General features: G+C 44.3%; 20 protein-coding genes and 1 pseudogene. 4 read left to right on the top strand and 17 right to left on the bottom strand.

All coding sequences use genetic code 11. The features are described 5' to 3' along the window. Nucleotides 1-62 precede the first annotated feature (62 nt). The 7 genes from DESLBE_RS02390 to DESLBE_RS02360 form a co-directional block, all read right to left on the bottom strand. A complete protein-coding gene (locus DESLBE_RS02390) occupies nt 63-902 on the bottom strand; it encodes a 3-hydroxybutyryl-CoA dehydrogenase (protein ID WP_144674994.1) in 840 nt (279 codons plus the stop codon). Further along, complete coding sequence (locus DESLBE_RS02385) at nt 899-2068, bottom strand: acyl-CoA dehydrogenase (protein WP_005816049.1); 1170 nt, start codon at nt 2066-2068, stop codon at nt 899-901. Before DESLBE_RS02385 ends, DESLBE_RS02390 begins: the two co-directional genes overlap by 4 nt. A 370-nt stretch (nt 2069-2438) precedes the next feature. Further along, nucleotides 2439-4550, bottom strand: a complete 2112-nt coding sequence (locus DESLBE_RS02380) for a sigma-54-dependent Fis family transcriptional regulator (RefSeq protein ID WP_144674993.1) — start codon at nt 4548-4550, stop codon at nt 2439-2441. A 197-nt stretch (nt 4551-4747) separates the two neighbouring features. Next, the gene (locus DESLBE_RS02375; protein ID WP_005816047.1) at nt 4748-4996 is read right to left on the bottom strand and encodes a DUF2922 domain-containing protein; all 249 of its coding nucleotides are present in this window, start codon (nt 4994-4996) and stop codon (nt 4748-4750) included. 42 nt (nt 4997-5038) lie between these two features. After that, on the bottom strand, nt 5039-5266 hold the full coding sequence (locus DESLBE_RS02370; protein WP_005816046.1) for a DUF1659 domain-containing protein: 228 nt from the start codon (nt 5264-5266) through the stop codon (nt 5039-5041). Between the two features lie 97 nt (nt 5267-5363). After that, complete coding sequence (locus DESLBE_RS02365) at nt 5364-6218, bottom strand: DUF3102 domain-containing protein (RefSeq protein ID WP_144674992.1); 855 nt, start codon at nt 6216-6218, stop codon at nt 5364-5366. Between the two features lie 210 nt (nt 6219-6428). Then, the gene (locus tag DESLBE_RS02360; RefSeq protein ID WP_005816044.1) at nt 6429-6680 is read right to left on the bottom strand and encodes a helix-turn-helix transcriptional regulator; all 252 of its coding nucleotides are present in this window, start codon (nt 6678-6680) and stop codon (nt 6429-6431) included. A gap of 714 nt (nt 6681-7394) precedes the next feature. On the opposite strand from DESLBE_RS02360, the gene ltrA reads away from it, so the two are divergent. Further along, the gene (ltrA, locus tag DESLBE_RS02355) at nt 7395-9074 is read left to right on the top strand and encodes a group II intron reverse transcriptase/maturase (protein WP_172625350.1); all 1680 of its coding nucleotides are present in this window, start codon (nt 7395-7397) and stop codon (nt 9072-9074) included. Nucleotides 9075-9078: 4 nt separating this feature from the next. After that, nucleotides 9079-9348 (top strand): hypothetical protein, encoded by a 270-nt coding sequence (locus tag DESLBE_RS02350; protein ID WP_243131217.1) that lies wholly within the window; start codon nt 9079-9081, stop codon nt 9346-9348. A gap of 67 nt (nt 9349-9415) precedes the next feature. On the opposite strand, the gene DESLBE_RS02345 is transcribed toward DESLBE_RS02350, so the two are convergent. The 3 genes and pseudogenes from DESLBE_RS02345 to DESLBE_RS02335 all read right to left on the bottom strand — a co-directional run bounded on the left by DESLBE_RS02345 (nt 9416) and on the right by DESLBE_RS02335 (nt 11112). After that, nucleotides 9416-9730, bottom strand: a complete 315-nt coding sequence (locus DESLBE_RS02345; RefSeq protein WP_144674990.1) for a TIGR04076 family protein — start codon at nt 9728-9730, stop codon at nt 9416-9418. A 52-nt stretch (nt 9731-9782) separates the two neighbouring features. After that, nucleotides 9783-10301 carry a GNAT family N-acetyltransferase gene (locus tag DESLBE_RS02340; protein WP_144674989.1) on the bottom strand — a complete coding sequence of 173 codons (519 nt, stop codon included), beginning with the start codon at nt 10299-10301 and terminating at the stop codon, nt 9783-9785. A gap of 65 nt (nt 10302-10366) precedes the next feature. After that, a pseudogene (locus tag DESLBE_RS02335) lies at nt 10367-11112 on the bottom strand (LysR substrate-binding domain-containing protein). Here DESLBE_RS02335 and DESLBE_RS02330 point away from each other — a divergent pair. Next, nucleotides 11096-11599 (top strand): cyclophilin-like fold protein, encoded by a 504-nt coding sequence (locus DESLBE_RS02330; RefSeq protein ID WP_243131216.1) that lies wholly within the window; start codon nt 11096-11098, stop codon nt 11597-11599. The pseudogene DESLBE_RS02335 and the gene DESLBE_RS02330 overlap by 17 nt on opposite strands. Before the next feature lie 144 nt (nt 11600-11743). On the opposite strand, the gene DESLBE_RS02325 is transcribed toward DESLBE_RS02330, so the two are convergent. From DESLBE_RS02325 to DESLBE_RS02315, 3 genes are all read right to left on the bottom strand, one after another. Then, nucleotides 11744-13141 (bottom strand): M56 family metallopeptidase, encoded by a 1398-nt coding sequence (locus DESLBE_RS02325; RefSeq protein WP_144674988.1) that lies wholly within the window; start codon nt 13139-13141, stop codon nt 11744-11746. A gap of 1 nt (nt 13142) precedes the next feature. Continuing rightward, nucleotides 13143-13520, bottom strand: a complete 378-nt coding sequence (locus tag DESLBE_RS02320) for a BlaI/MecI/CopY family transcriptional regulator (RefSeq protein ID WP_011459856.1) — start codon at nt 13518-13520, stop codon at nt 13143-13145. 242 nt (nt 13521-13762) lie between these two features. Then, a complete protein-coding gene (locus DESLBE_RS02315) occupies nt 13763-14731 on the bottom strand; it encodes a helix-turn-helix transcriptional regulator (RefSeq protein WP_144674987.1) in 969 nt (322 codons plus the stop codon). A gap of 352 nt (nt 14732-15083) precedes the next feature. On the opposite strand from DESLBE_RS02315, the gene DESLBE_RS02310 reads away from it, so the two are divergent. Then, a complete protein-coding gene (locus DESLBE_RS02310; protein WP_005816029.1) occupies nt 15084-15551 on the top strand; it encodes a hypothetical protein in 468 nt (155 codons plus the stop codon). 113 nt (nt 15552-15664) lie between these two features. Here DESLBE_RS02310 and DESLBE_RS02305 read toward each other — a convergent pair whose 3' ends face one another. The 4 genes from DESLBE_RS02305 to DESLBE_RS02295 form a co-directional block, all read right to left on the bottom strand. Next, complete coding sequence (locus tag DESLBE_RS02305) at nt 15665-15796, bottom strand: TIGR04076 family protein (RefSeq protein ID WP_242660004.1); 132 nt, start codon at nt 15794-15796, stop codon at nt 15665-15667. Nucleotides 15797-16044: 248 nt separating this feature from the next. Further along, nucleotides 16045-17061: a serine hydrolase gene (locus tag DESLBE_RS02300; RefSeq protein WP_144674986.1), complete on the bottom strand. Its 1017-nt coding sequence runs from the start codon at nt 17059-17061 to the stop codon at nt 16045-16047. Between the two features lie 163 nt (nt 17062-17224). After that, a complete protein-coding gene (locus tag DESLBE_RS26450; protein ID WP_157135369.1) occupies nt 17225-17371 on the bottom strand; it encodes a hypothetical protein in 147 nt (48 codons plus the stop codon). Further along, entirely contained in the window at nt 17364-18944 is a 1581-nt protein-coding gene (locus DESLBE_RS02295; RefSeq protein ID WP_282433875.1) for a diguanylate cyclase, read from the bottom strand. The genes DESLBE_RS26450 and DESLBE_RS02295 overlap by 8 nt, the downstream gene beginning before the upstream one ends. Nucleotides 18945-18957 lie beyond the last annotated feature (13 nt).

Raw genomic sequence — 18957 nt, 5'->3', positions numbered from 1 at the left:
TTTTCGTCTCCCCTCATTTTTTCTGAATATCTCTAACCTTTCCTGGAATAGGTGTAGAAACCTTAATAAGTGTAGAAACCTCTGCCCGTTTTTCTGCCCAGCCAGCCGGCCTTGACATATTTTCTCAACAGCGGGCAGGGCCGGTATTTATCGCCAAGCCCTTCATGGAGTACATCACAAATGGCCAGAACCGTATCCAAGCCGATCAAATCCGCCAGGGCCAAAGGACCCATCGGATGATTGGCTCCCAGCTTCATGACATTGTCGATAGCTTCCGGTTTGGCAATGCCCTCGTTAAGAGTCCATATGGCTTCGTTAATCATCGGAATCAGAATCCGGTTGGCGACAAAACCCGGGGCATCATTGACCTCCACCGGGGTTTTCCCCATGGCCACACTCAGGTTCTCAATCTCGGTATACACTTCATCACTGGTTGCCAGGCCGCGGATGATCTCCACAAGCTTCATCACCGGCACCGGATTCATAAAATGCATCCCGATCACTTTGTCCGGGCGCTTGGTGCAGGCGCCGATTTCCGTAATCGGCAATGAGGACGTATTGGAAGCCAGGATGGTATGTTCGGGGCAAACATTATCCAGGGTTTGGAAAATGTCATGTTTAATCGCCATGTTTTCAACTGCCGCTTCAATGACTAAATCAGCCAGAGCCGCATCCTGAAGAGAAACACTGGTTTGAAGCTGTCCGAGGATCTTGGACTTTTCTTCCGCAGAGAGTTTGCCTTTTTCCACACTGCGGTCCAGATTTTTTTCAATCCCTTTCAGACCACGGTCTACATACTCCTCCTTGATATCATTTAGAATGACTGTGTACCCTGCCTGAGCCGCTACTTGGGCAATTCCGGAGCCCATTTGCCCCGCTCCGATGACCATAATCGTTTTCATAACGTTCTCCTCTCCATGTCATAATTTTTGTTTCTTAAATGTTTAGCAATAACAATCCGCTGAATCTGGTTGGTGCCTTCATAGATTTGGGTGATTTTGGCATCCCGCAGATAGCGTTCGATGGGATATTCCCGGGTGTAGCCGTAGCCCCCGAAGATCTGCATGGCATCATTGGTCACTTTGACCGCCATTTCACTGGCGAATAATTTGGCCATGGACGCCTCTTTACTATAGGGCACCCCCTCCACCCGCCTGACGGCCGCCTGATAGACCAATAACCGGGCCGCTTCCAGTTGAGCGGCCATATCCGCAAGCATGAATTGGATGCCTTGGAAATTCATAATCTCCTGCTTGAATTGAACCCTTTCCTGAGCATAGGCCAGGGCAGCCTCAAAAGCTGCCTGGGCAATCCCTACCGCCTGGGCCCCAATGCCGATCCGGCCATCATCAAGCAAGGCCATGGCAATTTTAAACCCTTGCCCCTCTTCTCCTAATCTGTTCTCCACAGGAACCACCATATCCTCAAAAATCAATTCACGGGTCGATGAACCGTGGAGTCCCATTTTCTTTTCTTTCTTGCCGATGATAAGACCGGGAGTATCGGCATCGACAAGAAAAGCCGTAATTCCCCGGGAACCCTTCGTGCGGTCGGTGGAAGCCAGAACTGTATAGATTCCGGCATAGCCGGTGTTGGAGATAAAGCGTTTGCTGCCGTTGATCACATAGTGGTCGCCGCGGCGCTTGGCGGTGGTGACTAAACTGGAGGCATCGGACCCGGAGTTCGGTTCCGTGAGGGCAAAGGCCCCCAGCATCTCTCCTTTGGCAAGCTTCGGCAAATACTTCTGTTTTTGTTCTTCATTGCCAAAATAATAAATCGGAAAGGTGCCAAGGGTTGTGTGAACAGCCATAATGACGGCCGTGGAGGCACAGCCCCGGGCGATCTCCTCAAGGGCTAAGGTGTAGGAGGTAAAATCGGAGCCGGCCCCTCCATACTCCTCCGGAATAGGAATCCCCAATAGTCCCAGTTCTCGCATCTTATGTACCAGGGCCAAAGGAAACTCATGGGTCTCATCGGTATGAGCCGCCTGGGGAATGACCTCTTCTTCCACAAAATCTCTGACCATTTTTCGCATCATCTTTTGATCTTCGGTAAGATTAAAGTTCAATGAAGGTGACCTCCTTGCCGACAGTCTCTTTGGGCAGCCGCACAACTATGGGAATATTATAAATTATCTGTTTATAATGCAAATAACGTGCCAATGTGCGTCAAGTTTTAATCCTCACCTCCGGAAAGCCTTGAATTCATTGAGATATTTTCGAAATTTTTAAAATATTTCATCTATTTGTACATGTGAACGCAAAGTTCATATGTCTTTAAAAGCGGACAACATTTTGTCTTTAAATCAGCGAGAAATTAAAAAAAGGCTGGAATTCCAACCTTTTCACTCCATATGTCTATTAAAAAGGACACTGTCTCCAAAAAACTACAGTGGCTCAAAATCGAGACATTCGTAGATCTACCCTAAAATAGTAGATCTACCCTTGAATATTGTACTTAGCCAGCTTTTTATAGAGCACGGAGCGGTGAATGCCCAGGATTCGGGCAGCCTGTACCTTGTTGCCCTGAACACGGCGGAGAGTCTTATCAAGAATCTCACGTTCTGCGGCTTGTAAAGCATACTCCAGGGTTTGTTCCGCACCTAAGGTTATGGTTTCCATGACTCCCGGCAAAGCCAAATGCTTGGGCAAAATCCAGGCTTCATCACAAATGACGATGGCCCGTTCCAGGATATTCTCCAGTTCACGAATATTGCCCGGCCAGTCATAAGCACACAAGTGGGTAATACTCTCCGGTCGCACCCCCTGGATGTCCGTACCCAGCCGCTTATTGATTTTTTCAATAAGTCCTCTGGCAATAAAGCCGATGTCTTCTTTGCGTTCTCTTAAAGGAGGCAGATCGATGGTCAGAACATTGAGACGGTAATAAAGATCAAGGCGGAATTTATGCTCCATCACCATTTTGTGCAGATCCCTGTTCGTGGCGGCAATAATCCGCACATCGACTTTGATGGGTTCTGTCCCCCCCAAACGCTCAAGTTCACGTTCCTGCAGCACCCGCAGCAGTTTAGCCTGCATACCCAGAGACATATCCCCGATCTCATCAAGAAAGATCGTCCCTTTGTCCGCAAGCTCAAATTTACCGGGCTTGCCGCCTTTGCGGGCCCCCGTAAACGCTCCCTCTTCATAACCAAAAAGTTCTGATTCCAGGAGGTCTTCCGGCAATGCCGCACAATTCACTTTGATATAAGGTCCATTGCTGCGAATACTTGATTTATGAATAGCATGGGAAAAGACTTCTTTCCCTGTACCGCTTTCACCCAGGATCAGAATGGTGGAGGTTGTTTGGGAGGCACGATGTGCTAAGGATTTGGCTTTTTTCATTCTGGGACTTTCCCCGATAATATCATCAAAAACGAATTGGGAGGAATGGAATTTGCCCAACTCTTCTTTATAGTAAGCGAGGTTTTCTTCCAGGCGCATGACTTTTTTGGCAAACATTTTGGCGATTTCCATGTTTTTGAAAAGAGTCTTGGCCAAGGCCCCCACGACTTTGCCTTCCCGTTCAATGGGGACCCGCATGATGATAAAATCGCGCCCCTTAAGATGCCAGGTCTCGCCGAATTGGGCCTTCCCTGATTTCAAGGTCTGGGGCAGACTGGAATTAGGGCTGATATCATTAATCTTTTTGCCGATCACATCCTGCACTTTAACCCCGATGACATCCAAAAAGAATTGGTTCATCAGGACAATATTCTCTTGATCATCGATGACGACCATGCCTTCATAAGAATTCTCGACCACCGCCTCCAGTGTGGCCATCAGCTTTTCGTTGGAATTCAAACGATGGCTTACCTCTTCCAGTTCGGTAATATCTTTAAACACGGCTACTGCGCCCAGAACCTTATGCCCCAGGATGATGGGCAGGAAGTCTGCTTTGGTGTTAAGCTCACCGTAGCTCATGGGGATGCCCCGCAGTTCTTCACCTGTTGCCAGCGCTTTAAAGGTTAAGGAGTCCGGAAAAAAGTTTTTGATCGGTTTGCCGAGGACTTCTTCAGCATGAAAGCCCAGCAATTTTTCCGCAGAAGGGTTAAAGAAAACGATGCGCCCCTGAGCATCAATAGCCACCACGGCATTATGAACAGCTTCGATGGTTTGGCTGATATAGAAATCCAGGTCGTTCAGCAGTTGGTACAACAGGAACAGATTATCATGAAATTTGAATTCACCTTGATACTCACCTTTGCTATCAACCACAAAGGCGGTGGGCCATCCTTCGGTAATCAGGACATTGAAATTAAAAAGCAGGCTGTTCTCCTCCGGAAGCAGCCACTCCACCGGCCGTATATAGGATGTAATCGGCGCCTTGGGATCAAACTTCCCCTGGGTTAAACTTTCCATAATATCGGCAGTCCCTAAAACACCCAGAAATTTTTTCTCTTTGCTTACTACCGGCAGATGAGTTCGTTCCTCTTTTAAAATGATCTGCAGAGCATCAGCCAATAAGGTCTCTTCATCAAGATAAAGGGAGGAGAGAATCAATTCCTGGCTGTCCAGCAAAGAAAGACCACTCGAAATAAAGCCATTCATGTTTGTCTCATCTCACTAACCTTCTGTAATATTTAGAAAGAGTTATCATGCAAATTATATATTATTCCTAATTTTCTGTATTCGATCGCTAAATCCTGCTTTTCCTTAAATTAATTATTGGAAATGGGAAAGAAGAATCCCGCTGCCGCCCACGGCAGCGGAAATTCTTCTATTCTCCCTTCACCTGGCTTGTTCCGCTACGGCTCGAGAGGATCGTATAAATCCTCCGTCACCGTATCCGTTATTTTGATATCCTTTATTCCAACCAGCTCTCCGCTGGCTGTGATAAAAGCGTTTTTCGCCAGGATAGTATTCATTACGTCCTGCACTACTTCTTTTGTCAGACCCTGCTTAGGGTTGGAGAGCGTAATACCCGCCGCTTTACCCCCGCTGGTCCGGAAGGATAATTTAATTATACGGTTCGTAGAAATTGGCAATCTATTCACCCCCTTCCTGAAATCCCTCCCAGATACCCTTTCCCAGGGCCCTTACTCCTCTTCAAGGAGCTGTGAGTTCCTGCTTACGGTGATATCCACTACCTGATCCGCCACTAAACTGAACAACGCCGTGGCGATTTCGTGGAGATCCTCATCCGTAACCGTAGACTTCAATCCAGGGATACTCTTTTTCCTAATCACCGGACTGCCGGAAGGCGTGATCCCAGTCTCACATTTCACAGTCAGAGTTGACGTCAGGGGAATGGCAAGAACTGCCATCCTCCTCACCCCCTTTCTTGCCGTATTGACGACAGGAGCTTGTTTCGCCTGTCCCTTCCAGTCTATGCACTGGAATATCCAATGGTTCCCAAAGTCCTCATAAAGTGGTGGTAATTTTCTTTATTTTTAAATTGGTAGTGATCGCAGGCGGATACACCTTCAGCCTCTTGGTCATATTTTCCATCATCTTATAGGCCGTCTCCCGGTATTCTTCCTTCAGTTGGGGATCGGTGTCCGCTAAACCGGCAAGGGTCTTCAGAAGCCCTTCGTAGGCGTTGAGCATATTGTCCCGGTGAATGGTGAATTGGACATCGGCAATTTTCCGGGCGGAGGGGCTCTCTTCTTTGGCCACGGCCGGCTCCTTTGGCTGCGGGGCGGCTTTTTCCGGGCGGGCCTCATCTTTTTGCTTGTAGTCCGATACTTCCTGCTCCAGGCCGGCATTCCGGGTGGTTAATTCGGTGATCCTGCTCTCTTTGTCCGCCACTTCTTTTTCGAGCTCAGACTTTTCTCCGATAGCCCGGTCCCTTTCTTCCCGGGCCTGATCTCTTTCCTGGACAGCCTGCTGCAATTCTTTTTGGCTCATACTCTCCACATCATGCTCCTCTAGAAACTGCTCCCGTTCCTCTTCTGAGAGTCCCAGCAGGATGAGGGCCTGAGTATAGTTCAAATTACCAATCGATTGGTAATTTCCATCCCCATTGTCTGTGATGAGCAGCTTAGGCCCATATTCCTCATACAGACGCATAAGATTCCCGGCTGTGCTTCGGGAATAGCTCACTGACTCCGCCAGCCAGCTCAGCCATTCCCCATGGGGCAGCAAAGCTTTGGCTTCCTTCAGGCGCTTGCCGATCTCCACGGCGCTGATCAGCAGAACTTTACATGTCTGTTGTCTTATAATCAGAATTTCCGCAGCGATAGTTGAGGTCGTGCGTTCGATAGTGATCGGATTCATGGTGGTTACCCATCCTTTTTGATGCTTTTCTATAAACTATGTGGCCAAGTTTATAAACGTGAGGATTTGTACACAAAAAAGCCGTCGTCAGCAGACAACAGCTGACAACGGCTTAAAAAGCAATTTATAGGTCACCACGATATTCAGCTTTTCAGAATCATCCCGAAGCCATTCCGATTCCTCCCGCCACCATCAATTGCCCCAGTGGCTTTAGTCCCTAAATTCAAGCAATTTAGATGGCTTTATGCGCAGCACGTTCGCAATATTGAACAATACTTCCAATGACATCGTTGTTATCATATTGGGAGCTTCTATCTCGCCAAGATAAGAACGGCTCATCCCGGCCTTTTCCGCAAGTTGGTCTTGAGTCATGCCCTCCCTCTTGCGATAATAGGCAATATTCAATCCAAGAGCTATATATTTATCTCTGTTTTCAAGGGCAATTTTTGTACTTCTGGCCATATGCAATCACCTCAATAAAAGTTTATCGTGCAATGTAGCCGATATACATAAGCTGATTAACTACTATTGACAACTAATAGATAACAATATATAATTAACAGCAAACACATGAACAATATTACGTTCTAAAGGATAGTGATTGTCGTGCCAAACTATAAAAAGATGGTGCGACAAGAAGCTACACAGTAAATTGCTGAACAGCAGCTACCCTATCCATTTGGGGTAATCCTACTGCAACCTGCGTCAGTGGTAACGCTGGGGTAGGCAGCTTGCGGGACAATGTGGGAACTCTGACAGCCTTAGTTGGACGTACTGCTAGGATAAGAATGCTATGGAGAATGTAATGTGAACTATTGCAAGAGTCGTTATGTAGAACAAGTGAAATCAGGCTGAAACACTTGAACCAAAAGGTGCGAGGTTAGGCGCTGGGAACTCATTGAAGCCTGGCGCAAATGGACATAATACCTCCGGCTCAAAGATAGCTCCTAAGGCATCCACAATTATTTACTGTGTAGAACTTGGTAAGCCCTATGTGCTCCTTGAGGTCAAGGTATCGACACCGTAAGGCGAAGAAATGGCATAGAGGGTAACGGAGTGGGATAGAAAGCGAATGCCGCTCTGTAATGGAGCGAATAGGGGTTCAAACTTTGCCCTGGCTCGAAAGGGCGCAGACTTATCCCGTGGTATTTCATGGCAAGAAATGAGGGTAAACCTATGAATGGCAATACATCAACGACGGGAGCAATGACTCCTGAGAAATTGCCAAACACGGCTATACTAGCCAGTCAGTGGAAATCCATTGACTGGTATTGGGTCGAGGCTGAAGTGAATAGGCTGCAAACCAGGATTGCCAAAGCAACAAGGGATAAGAAATGGAACACAGTGAAACGGCTGCAATATCTATTAACCCATTCGTATTATGCAAAGCTGCTAGCCGTCAGGAAAGTGACGACAAACAAAGGGAACAAGACATCAGGTGTTGATAAAGAGCTATGGAGTACTCCAGCTTCTAAAATGAGGGCGGTTTTATCCCTTACCGACAAAGGCTACAAGTCAAAGCCCCTTCGGCGGGTCTACATTGAGAAAAAAGGCAAAAAGGCAAAACGTCCGCTGGGTATCCCTACGATGTATGACCGGGCAATGCAAGCGCTGTATGCGTTGGCCCTTGATCCAGTTGCAGAAATCATGGGAGATCCCCGGTCCTTTGGATTCAGAAAAGGTCGTAGCTGCCATGACGCTTGTGAACGTATTTTTGCAGACCTCAGCCATGATTACAGCCCTAAATGGGTGCTGGAAGGGGACATCAAGGGTTGTTTTGATAATATCAGTCATGAATGGTTAATTCAAAACATTCCAATGGACCAATCTATCCTAAAACAATTCTTAAAATCAGGGTTTGTGTTTGAACGGGAGCTATTTCCAACCGAGGATGGAACGCCACAGGGAGGCATCATTTCCACCCTACTGGCGAACATGGCGCTTGATAGAATGCAAAAACTTCTTTACGATAGGTTCCACCGAAACCCTAAAGGTAAAGTGGATGTCCGAGTTCAAAATGCCCATAAAGTTAATATGGTTCGCTACGCTGATGACTTTATTGTCACAGCGGCAACAAAGGAGATTGCAAGGGAAGCTAAAGAAGTTATTGTAAATTTTCTTGCAGCCAGGGGCTTAGAGCTATCGGAAGAGAAGACACTCATCACACACATTGATGATGGATTTGATATGCTGGGATGGACATTTCGTAAATACAAAGGAAAACTTATCATCAAGCCATCCAAGAAAGCAATAAAGTCTAGTGTAGCAAGCTTGTCGGAAACCATTCTGAAGCGTGGAAAAGCATGGAAACAAGACCTGCTTATCCTAAAACTGAATGCACAAATTCGTGGCTGGACAAATTATCATCAATCGGTTGTGGCCAGTAAAGCCTTTCATCACATCGACTACATAATGTTTGAGTTGTTGTGGCGATGGGCGAAGCGCAGACATCCTAACAAGGGGCAACGGTGGATTGCTAGGAGATACTGGCATAGCAGAGGTACCCGCAACTGGGTATTTTGTACAGATGCGGTACAACTGGTAAAGGCATCCGATACGCACATCGTCCGCCATACGCAGGTACGATTGGACATGAATCCATACATCGACAGACAGTATTTTATGGACCGGAAATTTAAAAACGGTATGAGGAGATTGTCTGGACGATATAAGCTAATTTGGAAAAAACAGAAAGGCAGCTGTTACCACTGTGGAATGCCAATGGATATTAGAGATGAAAGAGAAATCTTCGTTAAAACCTCCAAATCTCAACCAGCCAAAGAACCCCTTTTGAATATGGCTTATGTCCATAAGCACTGCCAAATCTTATATCTTGAAAGCTGCTCGAAAGAGTGATGAAATGCTTGAGCCGTATGAGTGGAAACGCTCATGTATGGTTCTTAGACGAGAAAGCGGGAGCAATCCTGCCAACTTAGTCGACTATCGTATTCTTTTCCAAGAAACCACAAAAGCAATTACAGCACTTCAAAAAGCACAGCAACTAGCAGAAGAACTGTATATCGCTTACGATATTACGGATAATCTCATTGTTATAGGTAAAGAAGCAGACGATATAAGTGAAGAAGAAAAGCATCCCCTGCAAGGGATGCTCAATTTTAATCCATATTAACCCAAATCCGAACCCTTCGCCAACAGGAACACCCTGTCGTGAACAGTTCGGATTGTGTACACTTATGTCAATCATCGTCAAGTGATTCAACCTTAAAAATAACAGGGCGGATACCATCTGTGCAGCATAATATCTGCAGACCATCTTTTTTATTCCAAGGAACATAAGAAGCACCCGCTGACAACGCGTTTACGCCGCGATAAATATCAATCCAGGCCCAGGGACAAAAATTCAGAGGCATTTCAGCACCTCCATCATAGATGAATTCATCACCTACATTTAAAAGCAAACACGGTCCTACCTCGGCACCATCTGTCAAATACTCATCAGCAAATTCAGGATAAAACTCTTTTCTTATAACTGAAATTTTTACTTTTTTCATTTTCTCTCCTTATGTCTTAATAGCATGCTGTTCATGCCATTATGTCATATCCTTATACTCTTCGTTGGTTATATTGCTCAACATTCAACGCATATTTCCGAAGCTTTTCCATGCCAGTCATTGCCAACTCACCGGCATAATTCATCCCCAATTTAGCTAAAATTTTTTCCGAGTAAGTATTTTGGGGGTTAACGGCTGCGGCTATACATGCTAATTTCAGTGCGGAAAAACCATAATCCAATACGGCTTTTGCCGCCTCATAACCGTAACCCTTGTTCCATGAATTTAGACACAGCCCATATAATAACTCGTTTTCACCCATAACATCACAATATCTAATTCCACAATACCCGATATACATAGTGCTCTCTTTTTCTATAACAGTAAATTCAGAGTTTTGGCCGGAATCCACCCACTCCTCTTTAAACATCTTATATCTTTCTTCATAGGTGTAAGGAGTAATGCCACCTGTATACATCGTCGCCATAGGATCGTTTTTCATCAGCCAATACTCAGCAAAATCTTCTCTAATTGGTTTCCTCAGGATTAATCGTTCTGTTTCTATATACATGGCTAACCCCACCTAATATAGATTCTATTTCTAAATATTTCGAGGCAAAATAAGTACCCTTGAATTCAGATTTCTTGGCGCATTTTCTCCAAGAATTTTTCTGCCGCTTTCGAAAACACCTGATATTTCTTCCAGTCAATATTTAAATGCGCTTCTACCCGTGGCTCCAGTGGCTTAAAACAAAGACCGCTGGAGCTGGTTGTGTTCACCAGTTTATCCAAACACAGTGCATAGCCAATCCCTTCCTCTACCATGAGCGCGGCATTATAAATCAAATTATAGGTCGCCACGATATTCAGCTTTTCAGAATCATCCCGAAGCCATCCCGATAGTTCATTGCCGGCAAGAGCCTGTCTGGAGCAAAGCAACGGTATATCCGCAGGTTCTTTGGCCCTATGCTGTCCAGAGCGGCCAAGGGGCTGTCTTTTCTCATCAGCAAACCCCAAGTATCTGTCGCCGGAAGGCTCAGATAATCATACTTCTGAATGCTCGCCGAACCAATAATGACTCCGAAATCCAATAACCCTTTATCCAGGCGCTCCATTACATCATCGGCATTCCCGCTGTACAGGTGATACTGGATATGGGGATGTTCTTCCTGAAGTTTTTTTACTACTTTGGCAATAAGCCGCATGGCATCTGTTTCGCCGCTGCCGATGTAGATATCCCCGTTGATGACCTCATTCATATTGCCAAGCTCTGATTCGGTTTTATCCACCAACTCCATAATTTCCTGTGCCCGCTTACGAAGCAGCATTCCTTCTTCTGTGAGCGTGATTCTTCGATTGCCGCGAATGAGCAGCTTAAACATCTGCGCCGCCTGTGAGCACTGCCGCACCTTCCTCAACTCCGATAGAATCGTCAACGCCCTCCCTGCTCCGGCAGAATCGGGCACACAAGAACAAACACCGCCTGCGGAGCAGGATATGCAAACAGAACGTAATGCCATGCCAGGCTTAACCCTTCGCATTAGCAACAAAAATTTTAGGGCAACCTTATATGACAACGATTCGACACGGTCGCTGCTGAAGAAGCTACCCTTGACCTTGACCATGGATGAACTGAACGGGAACGAAAAATTCTACTTTTTCTCAGAGAAACTTCCTTCCGCCAGTGAACGTGTAGGGAGTATCAAGACCGGTGATTTGATGCTCTACGGCTCCGACTGCCTGGTGCTATTTTATGAAAGTTTTCCCACTTCGTACAGCTACACAAGGCTTGGCACCGTTGACGATGTGACCGGATTGGCCAATGCTCTGGGGAGCGGCAGTGTTGAAGTGACTTTTAGCATTAACTAAGTAATACAGCCCGCCTGTAGCCTTCCTTTTGATCGGCCACAGGCAGGCATTGCTCTATGAAGCGTTGGAAAGGAATGGGCATATTCATGAAAAAGAAACTATTAGCGCTGCTGATTGCATTCTCTATGCCGGCAATTTTCCTTTTCACAGGCTGTGAACTTGATAAATTTCTAAGGTTCCACTACTATAATCGACTATCTCTGTCGGCTTATATGTACTATCTGAGTCTATGAAACCACGTGACCATTCAAAAACATTTTCAGAATTAGACTCGCTTTTAATATATACCCTGCAGGTATCACCGCTAAATCCTGCACAATGACTATCTTCATTTTGTGTTACAAGCGTAAAGTTTATTGGTGCACTGACTCCTTTAAATGAAAATATCAAATCCTCATAAGCTTCTGCAATCAAATATGTCTGAGTTGGATTTGTATCTGAAAGTTCAAAAGAGATACTTTCTAATAACACAACATCTTTTCTTATTGGACTATCATTAACAAATGATATTGGCGTTGGTAATTCTTGGCTTTCATTTTCTAATGCCATTTCAACAGCATCACTACTAACCGCAAATGCAACACCTGTACTTAATGTCAATAACAAAATAGCGCAGGCTATGATTACCCCAACTCGCTTTTTGCCTGCATCCATAATTGAAGAAATCCGTTCTTTCATTCCTTTTTTGCCTCCATAAAAACTGGTAGAAAGTGCGGTTTTCACTTTTGATTGATATTGAACCACACCGATAATTGCTTCGCTATACTGCTGGCGCATATCTGCATCTATACTGTGTACCACCTCGGCATCACAGGACATTTCGCATACTGCATCAATCGCCTTTGCCATCAGATATACAAGGGGGTTAAACCAGTGAATCGCTTTTGCAGACAGCACTAAGCACCTATACCATAGGTCTTTGCGCTTGTAATGAACAAGCTCATGATTGAGAATTAACCGAAGCTCATTCTTTGGAAACTTCGTGGTCGGCAGCAGTATTTTGGGTTGGAAAAATCCTATTAGCATAGGAGTGCCAATACTTAAACACTGATCAAGGTTAATTTGCTTTGATATACCTAACTCTGCCTTTAGGTTTTGGAACAGGCTCAATATCTGTTCGTCTGTAATTGTTTCGCACCAGCGCTTTGTCATCTTCATAAAACGATAGTGCTTTACCGTGTGATAGACAAGAAAAGCTATCATTCCGGCCAGCCACACCGCCGCCGCAATTTGCCACCATGACAATAAAATATGAGATACGTCCGAGGATGACAAAGCGCTTTCAACCGGGCCTGCGATCTGTGTTCTGTTGTCTATTTGAATAGTAGGTGTCGCTGTTTCAGTAGGAATTATCTTGACAAAGGGATTGTCAAACTGGGGCCGGAAAGGGATAATCAATCCAATCACAATAATCAACCATGCGTAATACCGCCCCTTAGCGGAATACCGCTTTGCCAGCAATGGCGTAACCGCCATATAAAACAAAGCAATGGCCGACATGGTAATTGAACAGGTTAGAAGCGTGACGATAAAACTTTGCACACTAACCCCTCCGTTTCTTTGCCCATTGGAGCAATTCGTCAATATCCTCGTCAGTTACCGCCTTACCTTCGTATAGTGTGTGAACAAGGTCAAGAAACGAATTGTCATGGTACTGCTTCATAAAATTACTTGTTTCAAACTTCAAATAGTCCTCTTTGCTGACCAAAGGATAATAGGTTCGTTCTTTTCCGTTTTTCTCCGTGCGTAAAAAGCCACGGTCTACCAGCCTGAGCAACATGGAAATAGCAGTTTGCACTTTCCACTCTTTTTCATTACCAAGCTGCTCCATAATCATATTGGCTGTAATGGGCGGTTCGTTCGCCCAAATTACCTTCATGATGTCAAACTCCGCGTCCGGTAGTTTTTTCATCGTGCTCATGATATCGACTCCTTTTAGACAATTGCCTATATTCAAATTATACACTTGCCTAAAATGGATGTCAAGCGTGCCGAAAAATCGCCGCATCCTCTCCTATAATAAGTGACGAATGAAATCAATACTTCCTTATCCTTAGGACCTCCGATAAAGATTTTACAGCCGTCTTAGACAATGAAAACAATCTGATTGCTGGAATGGCTGCTAATGGAGTGCTCCTCAATCTCTTTCAATTGGACTTTCTTTTACCTTTCTAATGAATGCAATATGGAGGAAACGCCTGCAAAAATCAGCGCAGCAATCGGCAAAACCACCCAAGTAATCCCCCAATTGTTGGTAAGAAAGCTCCACCCAAGATAGAACGCCACAACAATCGGCCAATAGACTCCCGCAAATTTTGAGACTCTTTTCGCACTCTCCTGCTCTTTCGGCTCGAATTCCCCTTCACGCAACAGCTGATCATAACCGCCTTTGATCGTACCCACGGTGATAAAAAGATATACTGCGACGGAAACAACCGCCAGTAGCAGAGCTGTAAAGCAAGAAAGAGTCATGTTCGAAGCCCTGAATATGCCGGCGACAATAAGCGGGATGGGGCACAAAATACAGAGAACAACACCAAGTGCCGTGCGTTGAACATGTGTTTTTTCAAAAGCCGCCCTTTTTTCCTTTATAATGCCCGACAAACCGTATTCAAGCTCAAAATTGCCATTTTCCAGGTATTCAAAGCGTTCCATCTTCGCACTGCTGATAATGAAGATGGCGACAGCTCCTGCGACCATCAAGAATACCGTCATAATGCCTATGCCAGAGGCAGCTCTTTCAGTTATGGCGATACCCGCCCTCGAGACTGCGGACAACACAATAAGCAAAACCGGAGAGAGAATACACAGTATAGCGCCCAATGCGATCCGGCTTCCATAGGTGGCATTGTTTTTTAAAAAATCGTTCATTTCCTGCAGAGAAACGCGTATATAATTTTCCGTCTCATCCGCACCGGAATACACTGCTGTTTCAAAATCATCTTTTAACAGGTAGTCGGTCGTTACTCCGAAAAGCCTCGCCAGCTCCAGTATCCGATTGATATCCGGTATTGCGGCGGCGCTTTCCCATTTGGATATAGACTGCCTTGATACGTTCATTTTCTCAGCCAATTCTTCCTGAGACCAGCCGTTGTTTTTACGCAATGACAAAATCTTTTCCGCCAAAATCATTTTGAGTTCCTCCTATTCAGCAAATACCATTTGCTATATTGCAGGAAAATCATAACAAAGCCCCTGGTTACATGCTATCAATAGGACTTGGAAATTCCGCAACCATTAGTTGCACTCCGCTAAATAAGGGCTGTTGATCTGTATTATAATCCATGAGGAACAAAGAAATCGGCAAATTTTATATCGGAATTTGCCAATTTCTTTGAAAAGCCCTGAATGCCCAGGTGAAGAAGGACATAGTGGTATTTATAGAGAAAGTAATTACTACACTTCTGATCCAATCGCTTGGGCATATGGTCCATGGACAGGTTGATGTTCACTGTGGCTATTTATTTTTGTTTTAGGAGGGCCTATGGGAAAGAGAGTTTTCTTTTATTTACTCTATGCAGTCTTTTTTATTATCCTTATCCAGTTGGGAATAACCTATAGCTTCGAACTGAAGTCTTTCACCAGTAAAACCTATAATCCGTATCCCGCATGGACTTTTAACATCGCTCTGTCGGTATTAATCGGCTTGCTGCTTGGACTTCCGGAATTTATCCGGAGATATAAGAAACCCGGGAAATGGAGAATCCAATGGGAGAGATTGCTCATTGTCGGGCTTCCGGCCCTGTTCTTTACGTTTTCTCTTTTTATATTTTTTTCATCTCTGGGGAAATATCTGTCTTTGATCCTAAGGCCTTGGGCTTTTGAAAGCTACGGCGTAATCATCTGCGGCATACTCTTCGGCTACACGATGATCATGTCCATGGATAAGAAGGGAGAATCTCCTGCTTCGCTCAAGGGATCGCCAAATCAAGAACATGAAGAAGACAGCTAAATCTTATAACATGTGGCCGAGTTCACAAAATTGAGATTCCAAGTGTTGTTCACAATTAAACCTGAGCTATTGAAATTCACCGCTTAACCGGTTCATATTCTATATGTGATTTTTCATCCGTCGCTTCCAGCCCCATGGGCCAATGCAAAAACATATTGATAGATCGCCTTCCAGGCTTCGTCACAGAAATCAGCTGGTTTTGCATAATCAGCATAAAAAACTTGTCCCGTTTCATGTATGTTCATCATTTCTATACCGCTTACTGCTTGAGCTGTTGCGGAAATTTTACGTTGTCATCAGGTCAGGATAGGTACCTGGGTTAGAGCTAATCAAGCCATTGAATAAACGCCGTTTTATCATTTTTATTATATCCAGCCTGTTCATAAAATTTTAACTCTAATAACCCAATTAAGTCCTTTTCATCTGCTTCTCTTATCTCCATGTACAACACCTCACTAAGGTACCTATTCCTAATGCCGGAAAAAGATTTCTGCTATTGACCCGATATGCATTCTCGAATGTTTCTCAGCAGCTTCCAGACATTATCTCCGTAATTGCTCACCAGCGTAATCACAACATTTGCACTTGGTTCATAGGCAGAAATAAAGCTCACACCAGGATCACGGCCTTGAAAATATGGGCTATGACCGTTGTTCCCCCTCGGTTCCAACCAGATTCCATAACCATAGTATCCTGCTTCTATATTCCCATTATGGCAGCGTAACATTTCCAGAGTTGTTTTCCGGGTCATCAGCTTATACGACAAAAGCGCATCCCAGAATCTTCCGATATCACCTACTGTTGTAAACGCGCCACCTGCACCGGTCCCTTTAACATCTACGCTGTATATATTGGTACGGAATCGGTTCCTTTCTCCATCAAAAATGTAGTTATTGGCGCACTTTGCGGGAAGAGAATCCAGCTCATAATAGCCGGTAGAATCCATTGCGCAAGGGTTAAAGACATTCAGATGAAGGTAGCTGTCAAATGGTTTATTGGTCACAGCTTCAATCATCATTGCCAGCACGACAAATCCTGTATTATTGTATTGAAACTTTGTGCCGCGAGGATACATCATTGGTTTGTCAAGAAACAGCGGCAACACATCCGAATTCGTTCGAATTCTGTAATTGGGAAAGTCTTTCCACAAATCCCCGTACTCGCTCATTACACTTTCGTCGAAGTAATCTGGAATACCGGATGTGTGCATAAGCAATTGCTCAATAGTGATGTTTGTATCAATCTTATGCCAATCCAAGGGAAGAATGTCGCCGAGTGTATCTTGAAGGCGCAATTTTCCGCTTTCAATCAGCTGGAGTATTGAAACGGCGACAAAAACCTTTCCTGCGGAAGCAGTCGCAAATTTTGTTTCAAGCGTATTGGGAATTCGATTTGGAAAATCCGAGTAGCCATATGCCTCTGCAAATATAATTTGTTTATTATTTGAAATTTGGATGCAGCCCCGAAAGCCTTGATCGATCAAAATATGTTTGATACGGTTAATATCCATAGTCTACTTCTCCACCATCAGAAATTTCAGTAGTCGATAAGTCTATCATAGCACACTTTTCCACATAAAAAGGTGGCAAGAAAACTCCACTCAAGGCGCTCATTTTGAAAATAAAGCAGGACCACGTCTGTTCCTGCTTCACTCAATTTAATTCACCAGTCCTTCATAGTTTCGCTTGCCATAGATAATCCAAAAGAACAAGATAGCTTTCCACGATCAGGCAGCGATAGCCTTTAGCCCTTAACGTTACATCCCGTACTAATGGGCATCGCTCAGGCATTTTCGTAAAGCCATACATATGTTTACTCACTAAGAACAACCTTATTCCTTCCGGTGCTTTTGGCTAAATACAGATAATTATCAGCTCTTGTTATTAAATCCTTTTTATTAACATTAGCGGTTGAACAGTATGCTGCGCCAATGCTGACTGTCAGGTTGCCACCCGGCTGTTTATCCTGAAACCTGAAATCATAATCCTCCACAGCCTTTCTGATCTTTTCCGCAGCTATTTCAAACCCTTTCTCTGAGGTATGGCAGCAAATAACGGCAAACTCTTCTCCGCCGTATCTGCATAATATATCAGTCGGATATAATACTCCTTTAACAACCGTAACGATTGTCTGTAAAAGCTCATCCCCCGCCAGATGCCCATTATTATCATTATAATTTTTAAAATAGTCTATATCAAACATGATCAAGCCAAAATTATTGACACTTTTTTCTGATTCCAGGCCGTATGCCTGCAGCCTGTTTACGAGGTCAATCTCCTGCTGTAATCTTTCATCAAAGAAATATCTATTATAAGACTGCGTCAGCCAATCACGGGTTGCCAGACTCTGCAGCCTCTCATTGAGCTGCATAACCTCCTTCAGATTATTTTTATGCTCAGTGATATTCTTTTTTAAAATGATAGTTCCTATAGGATTGCCGCTGACATAAATGGGCGTAATTTCCACCCTATAATAGACAATAGCTTCATCCCTGGGCTTGGAGATTTCAAAGCTCACTTTTTTTTGCTCACGAACAGCTTCATCCAGAAAGCCCTTGAACCTCTTAACATCAAGATCACTATAATTCTTTTTGATTATTGCCATAATGTCGACTTTCCTGGATACCCCGATAAAATCGCTTACAAAAGCTTGGTTGTAATCAATGATTTCAAAATCCTCATCAATCACCACGTAGCTGTCAGAAATCAAATCAACAACCGTTTGCAAGGCGATGGGTATTACGTTCAGAAAATCAAACTTAACCGTGGCTATGACAAAAAAGCTGATCGTCACGGCAAAGGCAATATTTTCGATTGCCGTTGACCAATCAAAGATCTTAAATGTGCTGATCGCGTCTATGATCAGCGCAATCATAATGCCAATACATATTAACGAGGATTGTTTGGAGAAAACGCCATAGTTCTTTATGGAAAAAATCACAAGATAGGCCAAGCCAATCCCTATACACAGATAGGAATATATGGTATGTATCGTAAAATAGATACCAAAATTTTGCTTGGAGGGTATCAGGCTAAAGACAGTATAAAACAAGTGATGACTCTGATTCGTAAGCAGCACCCCAATAGAGATAACAGGGACAACAAACAACAGTGCATGCTTCCATGTGAATTTTATTTTGGTTCGGGCAAATATTAACCCGGTAAATAATATTGAAATTGATACAAGAATCGTACCCAAAAAGTACAGCCGCTCGCAAATTGCCAGTATCCATGGGACATTGTCAAACGTCATATACAATAATACTGCGATATTCCATAGGAGAATGCTGGCCGTCATACTTAAAACAGCATAATGAATTTGCTTTTTCCGCGTTCTTTTGGCGATTAACAACAAGAAATATAATATCACCAAGGTGGATAAAACCAGCAGCATATTAATGATACTG

It is taken from the genome of Desulfitobacterium sp. LBE, assembly GCF_007830365.1.
In the GTDB taxonomy this organism is placed as follows: Bacteria; Bacillota; Desulfitobacteriia; order Desulfitobacteriales; family Desulfitobacteriaceae; genus Desulfitobacterium; species Desulfitobacterium hafniense.
This window is presented reverse-complemented; position numbering and strand designations above follow the sequence as displayed.